8 protein-coding genes are annotated in these 10,554 nt (G+C 54.8%); 7 read left to right on the forward strand and 1 reads right to left on the reverse strand.

Translation table 11 applies throughout. The annotated features are described in order from the left end of the window. Window positions 1-202 precede the first annotated feature (202 nt). On the reverse strand, window positions 203-1,531 hold the full coding sequence (gene ffh, locus P1S59_12410) for a signal recognition particle protein (GenBank protein MDF1527054.1): 1,329 nt from the start codon (window positions 1,529-1,531) through the stop codon (window positions 203-205). Between the two features lie 1,166 nt (window positions 1,532-2,697). Between ffh and rsxA the strand changes: the two genes are divergently transcribed. The 7 genes from rsxA (at window position 2,698) to hemB (ending at window position 10,470) form a co-directional block, all read left to right on the forward strand. After that, window positions 2,698-3,276: an electron transport complex subunit RsxA gene (gene rsxA, locus P1S59_12415; GenBank protein ID MDF1527055.1), complete on the forward strand. Its 579-nt coding sequence runs from the start codon at window positions 2,698-2,700 to the stop codon at window positions 3,274-3,276. A gap of 4 nt (window positions 3,277-3,280) precedes the next feature. Next, on the forward strand, window positions 3,281-4,252 hold the full coding sequence (locus P1S59_12420; GenBank protein ID MDF1527056.1) for an RnfABCDGE type electron transport complex subunit B: 972 nt from the start codon (window positions 3,281-3,283) through the stop codon (window positions 4,250-4,252). A 140-nt stretch (window positions 4,253-4,392) separates the two neighbouring features. Continuing rightward, complete coding sequence (ccsB, locus tag P1S59_12425; GenBank protein MDF1527057.1) at window positions 4,393-5,211, forward strand: c-type cytochrome biogenesis protein CcsB; 819 nt, start codon at window positions 4,393-4,395, stop codon at window positions 5,209-5,211. 8 nt (window positions 5,212-5,219) lie between these two features. Then, window positions 5,220-6,491, forward strand: coding sequence for a glutamyl-tRNA reductase (hemA, locus tag P1S59_12430; protein ID MDF1527058.1), 1,272 nt, complete (start codon window positions 5,220-5,222; stop codon window positions 6,489-6,491). Between the two features lie 250 nt (window positions 6,492-6,741). Further along, a complete protein-coding gene (gene hemC, locus P1S59_12435; GenBank protein MDF1527059.1) occupies window positions 6,742-7,677 on the forward strand; it encodes a hydroxymethylbilane synthase in 936 nt (311 codons plus the stop codon). A 758-nt stretch (window positions 7,678-8,435) separates the two neighbouring features. Beyond that, window positions 8,436-9,287 carry a uroporphyrinogen-III synthase gene (locus P1S59_12440; GenBank protein ID MDF1527060.1) on the forward strand — a complete coding sequence of 284 codons (852 nt, stop codon included), beginning with the start codon at window positions 8,436-8,438 and terminating at the stop codon, window positions 9,285-9,287. A 214-nt stretch (window positions 9,288-9,501) separates the two neighbouring features. Further along, window positions 9,502-10,470 (forward strand): porphobilinogen synthase, encoded by a 969-nt coding sequence (hemB, locus tag P1S59_12445; protein ID MDF1527061.1) that lies wholly within the window; start codon window positions 9,502-9,504, stop codon window positions 10,468-10,470. Window positions 10,471-10,554 lie beyond the last annotated feature (84 nt).

Genomic DNA, 10,554 nt, shown 5'->3' on the forward strand with positions numbered 1-10,554 from the left:
CCGTCTCTTAACGTAACTTACCATCCCAACAAGGTTTTTTTATCCCCAAAATCTCAAAAATAGAATCAATCAAGATTCTGGGGTTTTTCGTTCCGGCAAGGCGACTGTCCAGTGAGCGCGGAGGCATACTTTAGCGATTCCGCACAAGGGAACGACACAGCAACGCAGCCGGAACGGAAAAGAACCTCGTGAATAGTCCGGGCTAGAATGGCATCCCCATCGGGCCTTTCCCTTTCCCGCCCTTTCCGAACCTCTTCATCATCTTCTTCGCCTGGTCGAACTGCTTTAACAGCCGGTTCACATCGGTGACGGTGGTGCCGGAGCCGGCAGAGATGCGTTTTCTTCGGCTGCCGTTGATGATCTTCGGGTGCTGGCGCTCCCTGGGGGTCATGGAATCAATGATGGCGGTGACCTTTACCAGTTCCCGGTCATCCATCTCGGCCGGCATGGCGTTTTTCATCTTTCCGGGCAGGGGCAGCATGGAGAGGATCTCCTGCATGGACCCCATCTCCTTGACCTTTTTCAATTGATCCCGGAAATCCGCCAGGTCGAAATCCCCCTTGCGGGTCTTTTTGACCAGTTTGGCCGCTTCCTTTTCGTCGAAGGTCTTCTCGGCCTTGTCGATGAGGGTCATGATGTCGCCCATCCCGAGGATCCTGGATGCGATCCGTTCCGGGTAAAAGGCTTCCAGACCTTCCATTCCCTCGCCGATCCCCGCGAACTTGATCGGGACTCCGGTTATGTGGCGCATGGACAGGGCCGCGCCTCCCCTGGCGTCGCCGTCAAGCTTTGTGAGGATGATCCCTGTAAGCTTGAGTTTGTTGTGGAAGGATTCGGCCACATGAACTGCGTCCTGGCCCGTCATGGAGTCCGCCACAAGCAGGGTTTCGTGGGGGTGTACCGCTCCCGAGAGGGCTAACGCTTCGGCCATGAGGTCGTCATCCACGTGTAAACGCCCTGCCGTATCGACAATGACAGTGTCGCACCCTGCACGCCCCGCTTCAATAGAAGCCTGACGGTAGACCTCAAGAGAGGTTAAAGATGTGTCGGAATGAAAGACCGGGACCCCCACCTTGCCGGCTACCGAAACCAGCTGGTCCACCGCTGCGGGACGGCTCAGGTCCGCGGGGATGAGGTAGGGCCGGAGTCCCTTTTCCTTAAGGTGAAGAGCCAGCTTGGCGCAGGTGGTAGTTTTGCCGGACCCCTGAAGGCCTACCATGAGAATCCTGGTAGGGGGAACGTCGGCTTTGGCAAGCTCTGCCCGGGAACCGCCTAAAATTCCGGCCAGCTCTCCGTGAACGATCTTGATAACCTGCTGGGCCGGAGTGAGGCTGCCTGATACTTCGTCACCCACCGACCGTTCCCTGGTCCGCGCCAGGAACTCCTTGACCACCTTGAAGTTGACGTCCGCTTCCAGAAGGGCCAGCCTGACCTCCCTCAGTGTGGCATCGATATCCTCTGCCGTGAGGCGCCCTCGGCCTTTTAACTTTTTGAAAACGCTGTCTAGTTTGTCCGCAAGGTTGTTGAACATAGGAAATGCACCTCATAATTAGTGAACCGTGAACCGTAGACTATTTCAAATTACCAAAAAAGATTGTCTCGCGCCTGATCATTTCACTCGCTTCCGTCGTCGCTAAAGCTATGACGGACAAGCAAGACGCCAGGGACGCAAAGAAGATCTGTAATATTTTGTCCTCTGTACCCGGTGGTAAACTAGCCTTTCATCGCGTTTATGGCAACCGTGCTTTCTCCCAGATCCCGGTTTTCTCAGTAACCTCAGTGAACTTCCGTCGTCGCCTTCGGCTATGCTGTGACAAGCTGTGGTGAAAACATCGCTTTTATATCAATCTGGATCGCTTCACATAAATGACTGTTCGCGATGACGGGTGAAGCGGTATCTAGGTATGTAGGTGTCTAGCCCGGACTATTCACGAGGTTCTTTTCCGTTCCGGCGGCGTTGCTGAGTCGTTCGCTTGTGCGGAATACTAAAGTATGCCTCCGCGCTCACTCCACAGTCGCCTTGCCGGAACGAAAAATTCCTCTCCTGACTATGTCCGCTCAACCCCGCCTAATTCATGATGCTTATAGCGCCATTCCCATTTATCTTTAATTGCCACACAGTTAGCTGACATCTTATTTGCATCATGAATAATGCGGGCTAGGTGAAAGATAATAACTACGACGCGGTATGCAAGTGCGACTGGATTCCGGGTCGTTGCCCGGAATGACGGAGTGGGTTCTTTCCGCATTCAGGTTTTACCCTGCGTTCCCTGCGTCCCTGCGAGAGACACATACAGCGGACAAGTTGACCGCACCTGTCGCCTGCGTTCCTTGCGTCCCTGCGAGAGACACATACAGCGGACAAGTTGACCGCACCTGTCGCCTGCGTTCCCTGCGTCCCTGCGAGAGACGCCTTGATTGCTTTCATTGAGGATGTGCCTTCCCCAGGATTTAAGATTTTACCCTGTTAAACCCTGTGGTGCGGCCTGTAATTGGCCGCTCTGAAAAACTCTGCGTAAGGGCTTTTATCGTCTTTATAGCACCCGTGTTTTTTACTTTGGAAAAGATCTAAAATTCACTTTCCACGGTTGTCAAAAACCGGAAATTATGGAATGGTAGCGTGTTTGTCAAGGACAGCTCCCAGAACCGTTAACCATCGTTTCGGGTGCTAAACATCATTATGAAGGAGATTGACAGGTGCAGACGCTTTTTCTCATCATTATAGGTACGGTATTCGTCAACAACTTTGTGCTGGCCCGCTTCCTGGGGTTGTGTCCCTTCATGGGGGTGTCCAAGAGGATCGAGACCGCTACAGGCATGGGGATGGCGGTGGTGTTCGTCATGACCGTCGCCGCATCGGTGACATGGAACATCCAGAACTTCCTCCTCATCCCGTTCCAGCTCGAATACCTCCAGACCATCATGTTCATCCTGGTCATTGCCTCCCTGGTACAGTTTGTGGAGATGTTCGTTCGGAAGGTCAGCCCTGGGCTGTATCAGTCTCTCGGCATTTTTCTGCCCCTCATCACCACGAACTGTGCTGTTCTGGGTGTGGCGCTGCTCACAGTTCAGAAGGGGCTGGGTTTCTTCCACACCCTGGTCTTCGCCTTTGGTTCTTCCCTCGGTTTCACTCTGGCTCTCGTTCTTATGGCGGGTATCAGGGAAACGGGAGAGATGGCCAATGTGCCCAAACCGTTTAAGGGGACGGCCCTTGCCTTTGTCACTGCGGGCCTTCTTTCACTTGCCTTCATGGGCTTTTCCGGAATGGTGAAATAGAGCTATGGTTACAGCAGTCGTAAGTCTTACCGGACTCGGACTTGTCGCCGCTTTCGGCCTCAGTCTCGCATCAAAAAAATTCCACGTTGAAATTGACCCCCGTCTTGAGATTATCGAGGGCATCCTGCCTGGTCTGAACTGCGGGGCCTGTGGTTACGCCGGATGTCCCGGTTTCGCCGTCGGCCTCCTGGCGGGTGAATCGGAGCCCACGGGCTGTGCCCCCGGGGGCGAGGTCGTTATCTCGCAGTTGGCCGAGTTCCTGGGCCTCGACGTGGGGGATGTTGTTAAAAAGATCGCTGTCCTGCAGTGCGGTGGGACCAACGAGAAGGCCGCTATGGATGCACAGTATGAAGGGGTCCAGGACTGCCGCGCAGCCATCCTCATTGGTGGTGGAGGCAAAGCTTGCCGCTACTCCTGCGTGGGATACGGGACCTGTGAGGCGGTTTGTCCCTTCGACGCCATCGTCATGAAGCCAGATGGTCTTCCCATCGTTTATGCCGACAAGTGTACGGCTTGCAACAAGTGCGTCGTGGCCTGTCCCAGGGATGTCCTCGCCCTGGAGCCCCTCAACCACGAGGTGCGGGTCAGCTGCAGCTCCACCGATACCGGTGGACGTGTCAGGAAGGTCTGCCAGGTGGGTTGCACAGGATGCGGGATCTGTGAAAAAGTCTGTCCGGTGGAAGCTGTTAAAGTGGACAACAGCCTGGCCCTCATCAACCCGGACAAGTGCGTGGAGTGCGGGATCTGCGCCGACAACTGCCCTCAGGATACCATCCTCGACGGCATGCTGCCCCGTTCCCCCGTGTTTATCTCTGATGCCTGTAACGGGTGCACCATCTGTGCGAAGGTCTGTCCTTTTGACGCCATCCAGGGTGAGACCAAGGAACTTCACGTAGTGGACCCCGAGCGCTGCACAGGCTGCCAGTTGTGTGTCGAGAGGTGTAATGTGAGTGCTATCAGTGTAGCGAAAAATTGAAGGGTGAAGGAGGAAGGAAGAAGATAATAACGGGATTTACGATAAGAGATCATTGCGATCAGAAGATCAGGAGTATTCAAAGCATTTTATTCATCCTCCCTCCTTCCCTATCCCTCCTTCCGTTGCTAAGGTCTTAACCTATGGATACCATTTTATTTTCAGCCTCCCTCTTTTTCCTGTTCCTGGCCACACTGCACTATCTGCTTTTCCTCGTTTACCGCAATCCGATCGTGCCCAGGGTGGCCCGCTACACCCTCTACCTGACCTTTGCCTCTCAGCTGGGATATTTCCTGTCCAGGTACCTCAAGGGGGGGATGCCCTTCGGGACCAATATGTATGAGTCCCTGGTCTTTTTCTCCTGGTGCCTCGTCACCGCCTACCTGGTCATCACCATTAAATACAAAGTACCCGTTGTGGGCGCTTTCGTTATGCCTATCAATTTAATCCTCATGGTCGCCGCCGCTCTGTTGCCCAACAAGGGGATCGGGGAGATCCCTCCCGCACTTCAGAGCAACTGGCTGCCCATCCACGTGACCCTGAGTTTCATGGGTGACGCCCTGTTCGCCATGGCCTTCGGTTCGGGGGTCATGTACCTGATCCAGGAGCGACAGCTCAAGAGAAAACGCCCCGGAGCATTATATTACAGGCTTCCCAGCCTGGATGTCCTCGACTCCATGAACTACAGGGCCCTCACTGTAGGCTTCCCGTTGCTCACACTCGGCATCATCACCGGTTCAGTGTGGGCGCAGTACGCCTGGGGTTCCTACTGGAGTTGGGATCCCAAGGAAACCTGGTCTCTCATAACCTGGCTCATCTACGCTGCGGTCCTGCACGCCCGGCTGACGGCGGGTTGGCGGGGACGCAAGGCGGCCTGGTTCTCCATCATCGGATTCGCGGCTGTCCTGTTTACCTTCCTCGGCGTCAATCTTCTCCTGAGCGGTCTGCATTCCTATAATTAAAGGGTAACATGGAAATACTCATCGTCGGACTGAGCCACAAGACAGCGCCCCTGGATATAAGGGAGACGGTCTCCTTTTCCGAGAGGAACATGGAGGAGGGTGTGCGCTCGCTCGTGGCCTGCCCCAGCGTAGCCGAGGGCCTCATCGTCTCCACCTGCAACAGGGTGGAGATTTACACCGCCACATCGAAAAAGAAGGTGGAGGAGGCAAAGAGTGAGATTATCGGTTTCCTGGCCGATTTTCACGATGTTCCCAGGGAGAAGCTTGATCCCCATATTTACACCATGTCCGGTGAGGAGTGTGTCGGACACATCTTCCGGGTGGCATCCAGCCTTGATTCCATGGTGGTTGGAGAACCCCAGATCCTGGGCCAGGTCAAGGAAGCTTTCGGATGCGCGGCCAGCGCCCACGCCACCGGCAACATCCTGAACCGGCTTCTTCATAAAGCCTTTTCGGTGGCCAAAAGGGTTCGTTCCGAGACCAGGATCGCCACCTCCGCCGTCTCCATCTCCTTTGCGGCAGTGGAGCTTGCCAAGAAGATCTTCGGTGAACTTACCGGCAAGACGGTTATGCTCATCGGCGCCGGGGAAATGGCGGAACTGGCCGCGCGGCACCTCCTCAGCAACGGTGTCGAACACATCATCGTGGCAAACCGGACCTACGAAAACGCTGTCAAGCTGGCAGAGGAGTTCAAGGGGTCGGCAATTCCCTTCAATGAACTGGCCCAGCAGATGGAACTGGCTGATATCGTCATCAGCTCAACCGGTGCTCCCACCACCATCATCGACAAGAAGATGGTCAAGGATGTCATCAAGCGCAGGCGCAACAAGCCCATGTTCTTCATCGACATCGCTGTTCCGAGAGACATCGATTCGGCGGTGAACGAGGTGGAAAACGTTTACGCCTACGATATCGATGACCTGGAGGGGGTTGTTGAGACCAACATCAAGACCCGCTCCAAGGAGGCGGCCAAAGCCGAGGAGATCGTTGTGGGTGAGGTGGGGCAGTTCCTGGATTGGATGCGATCCAGGGAATCTTTCCCCACAATCGTGGCCTTAAGAGAATGGGCAGAGGAAGTTCGCCGAACCGAACTTGCCAAAACCATGAAACGGATGGAAGGCCTCAGCGAGGTGGATGCCAAAAGGGTGGAGGCCATGACCGAATCCATTTTGAACAAGATCCTCCACCGCCCCATCAGCAGGATGAAGAAAGCGGCTCACAAGGGAGATGAAGGGGAAGTGGTGGGGATGGTGAGGGAGATCTTTGAAATTGAGGACTAGATCGAAAGTCGATGCCGTTAATTTCAAAGATCGATCTCAGATCTCAGATCTCAAATCATGGCCATCGGCTCCACTGCTATTATAGACAGCTGGGGATAGGATATAAGAGGGTTTATTGAGATCGAGTTTGCGTTATTGCTTTAACCTTATAATAAGTTAAATCAAAAATACTGGTTTTGGACTCATTCTGCCTTTTTTGAGATTTGAGATTTGAGATTTGAGATCAGTATTTTATTACGGGAGGTTTTCATTGAGTAATAAAATACATATAGGCACCCGCGGCAGCCAGCTTGCCCTGTGGCAGGCCAACTGGGTCAAGGAACAGCTCATTCGCAAGCATCCGGATCTTATGGTTGAGATCCATACCATAAAGACAATGGGCGACAAGATCCTGGATGTTCCCCTGGCCAAGGTGGGGGGCAAGGGCCTCTTCGTCAAGGAGATCGAGGAAGCTTTGCTGGATAAATCGGTGGACATCGCGGTCCACAGTATGAAGGATGTTCCCACTGAGCTTCCCGACGGCCTGGGCATCGTGGTCATTTCCCCGCGGGAGGATCCCAGGGACGCAGTCCTTGGCCAGAGCAGGGTCCCCATCCTGGAATTGCCACAGGGTGCAAAGATCGGTACGAGCAGCCTTCGCAGGCAGGCCCAGCTCTTCGCCGCCCGCCCCGATTTCGTCATCGAACCCCTTCGCGGTAATATCAATACCCGCCTGAGGAAACTGAAAGAGGGCATGTACGATGCCATCATCCTGGCCATGGCCGGCGTCAAGCGGCTGGGGTGGGAGCATGAGGTGACCGAAGTTATCGATCCCGAGGTCATGCTGCCTGCCATCGGTCAGGGGGCTCTTGGGATCGAAGCGCGCCTTAGTGACGAGCCCACTTTAGAGCGGATAGCCTTTTTGAACGATGATGTTACCGCGACCTGCGTTGCTGCTGAAAGGGCCTTCCTGCACCGGCTGGAAGGTGGCTGCCAGGTTCCCATCGCTGCCTACGCTGTCCGGGTGGGGGATGAAGTCCTGCTCACCGGTCTTGTGGGAAGCGTAGACGGCAAGAAGATCATCAAGGAATCGGCTCAGGGTCCGGCTGCGGAGGCGGCTCTCCTGGGCAATGGCCTGGCTACCCGCATCCTCGAAGCTGGCGGACGGGAGATCCTGGAAGAGGTGTATTGTAGGGAAATAAGCTAGCCCGCATTATTCATGATGGTGATGAGATGTGAGCTAACTGTGTGGCAAATATGGATAAATGGGAATGGCACGATAAACATCATGAATTATGCGGGGTTGTCCGGACATAGTCACGAGAGGAGTTTTTCGTTCCGGCAAGGCGACTGTCCAGTGAGCGCGGAGGCATACTTTAGTATTCCGCACAAGGGAACGACACAGCAACGCCGCCAGAACGGAAAAGAACCTCGTGAATAGGCCGGGCTAGAAGATCAGGGTCTAGGATCTGGGATCTAGGGTCTGGAAAAGGCAGTGCGTGGTGCGGAAGAACTGAAGCCAGTACCCAGGAGCCAGGAGTCAGGAGAAGTGCAGAATCTTTAACCGCAAAGGACGCAAAGTTTCGCGAAGTAAAAACAGGAAAGAGGAAAATACCCCAGTCTGTCATTGCGAGCATCAAATAGGCCACTTCCTAATTCTTCCTCCCCCTGTTGAGGGGGGAGGACCGAGGTGGGGGTGATTGAGGAAATCGAATCTGTCGAGGGCGACGCGGCAATCTCGGTTTAAAACAGAATGCAGGACGCAGCACCCAGCACGCAGAATAAGGTCAAAAGCCTTGACGCAGAGTTTCACAGAGCGGCCAATAAAAGGCCGCACCGCAAGGTTTCGCAGTATGATTAACAACAAACTCAATTTTGATTCAGGGTTTTAACTGCGGCCCTCTGCGTTAAAAGCTTTTATCGGTTTAAGTGTTTCAACATCAGGGGGTCGGAACTGAGCATTTTATGATAGAGCGAAGCGATGATCAGCCATTGGCAGGCATAAGCGTCCTGATCACGAGGGCCCGGGAGCAGTCGGCCGGGCTTTTGAAGGATCTCACCGCTAGGGGCGCTGTTGTTGCGGTGATCCCCGCAGTATCCATCTCACCCCTGCCGGAGCCGGAGGGTTTGGCCAGGGCTATGGCTCGGGTTGATAGTTACGACAATATCGTCTTCACGTCCTCTAACGGAGTGGCTTGTACACTCCAGCTGTTAGAACGTGAGGGTATAAAGCCCAAGGATCTTCCTCCTGCCCTGTGTGTGGGGGAAAAGACAGCAGGGGTCTGGAAGGGTGCAGGAGGAAGGGTAGGGGGTGTGCCGGAAAAGTACACGGCCGAGGCTCTTCTGGACTCTCTCGAAGAGGATCTTTCAGGCCGTTCCTTCCTCATTATGCGTCCCGAGGTGGTCAAGACCGATCTGGGAAAGGAAATGAGCCTGCGAGGGGCCGCGGTGGAGGAGGTCGTTATTTACCGAACAGTTGCTCCGGAAGAGGGGACTCAAGAGCTCCGGGAGCTGTTGGGAGAGGGAGGGCCGGACGTTGTTCTGTTTGCCAGCCCGTCGGCTGTGGAAGGAATCGTTAAAATGGCAGGAGCCGGGAGCCAGGAGCCAGGAGCCAGTATTCTAGACATGCCCGTAGTGTGTATCGGGCCGACAACGGCAAAGGCGGCAGAGGAGGCCGGGTTTACGGAGATATATTTCCCGGATGAACATACCGCTGAAGGAATGGTGAGCGAACTGATGGTGATTGCGGGAGCGCTGAAAAAGCACGCAGCACGCAGAATAAGATCAAGAGCAAAGCTGTTAGAATGTAGAACGTAGAAAAAAGCTTGAAACCTGAAACTTGATGGACTCGCAAAAAAGTCCATCAATGCGCCCCGCGCGGGGCGCCCAAATCAATTACTCGCACTGTAAGTCATTGATTTATAAGGAAAGGGAAAACGACGCTTTTCCCTTTCCGTGGAGCGAAAAGTCCCGATTGGACTTTTTGCGACTTTATCAAACTTGGATCTTGAAACTGAAACCGGAGGTTTCCATGTACTATCCCATATACAGGGGGCGCAGGACACGCCGTACCGAGACTTTGCGCCGCATGGTCAGGGAGACACGGCTTTCCCCGGACAACTTCATCTACCCTCTCTTCGTTGTTCACGGCGAAGGTGTTCGGAAAGAAATAGGAGCCATGCCGGGGGTGTTTCAACTCTCGGTGGACGAGATCGTAAAGGAGTGCCGGGAGTGCTGGGATCTGGGTATCCCTTCCGTCATTCTTTTCGGGATCCCGGCCCAAAAGGACGAGACTGGTTCCGAGGGCTGGGACCCGGAAGGCACGGTGCAGAAGGCCGTCCGGGCCATCAAGCGTGAGGTCCCGGAGATGGTGGTGACTACCGATGTGTGTCTCTGCGAGTACACCAGCCACGGGCACTGCGGTGTCATCAAAGGGGATGAGGTCCAAAACGATCCTACCCTGGAGCTGCTGGCAAAGGTTGCCCTTTCCCACGCCGAGGCCGGGGCGGATATCGTGGGTCCCTCCGACATGATGGATGGCCGCATTGGGGCTGTCCGGGAGGCTCTCGACGAGGAGGGGTACGAGCAGGTCATCGTCATGTCCTACGCGGTAAAGTACGCGTCGGCCTTCTACGGCCCCTTTCGGGAGGCCGCCGAGTCAACACCCCAGTTCGGTGACAGGCGCGCCTACCAGATGGATCCTCCCAACGCCGTTGAGGCCCTGAGGGAGGCGGCCCTCGATATTGAAGAAGGTGCTGACATTATCATGGTCAAACCGGCCCTTCCCTACCTTGACATCATTGCGGCCTTAAGGGACCGCTACGACATGCCTCTTGCTGCCTACAACGTCAGCGGCGAGTACTCCATGGTGAAGGCTGGAGGCAAGCTGGGCATGATCAACGCCGAGGGGGTCATGATGGAATCATTGATCTCTATCCGCAGGGCAGGCGCCAGCATGATCCTGACCTACTTCGCTAAAGAGGCTGCCCGGTTATTATAAGTATCGCGAAAGTTCTTGCGGAACTTTGACAGGGTCGCAAAAAGTCCGTTATCGGCTTTTTGCTCCCCGGAAAGTGAAAAGTGT

The organism is bacterium, assembly GCA_029210965.1.
Lineage (GTDB): Bacteria > BMS3Abin14 > BMS3Abin14 > BMS3Abin14 > BMS3Abin14 > JALHUC01.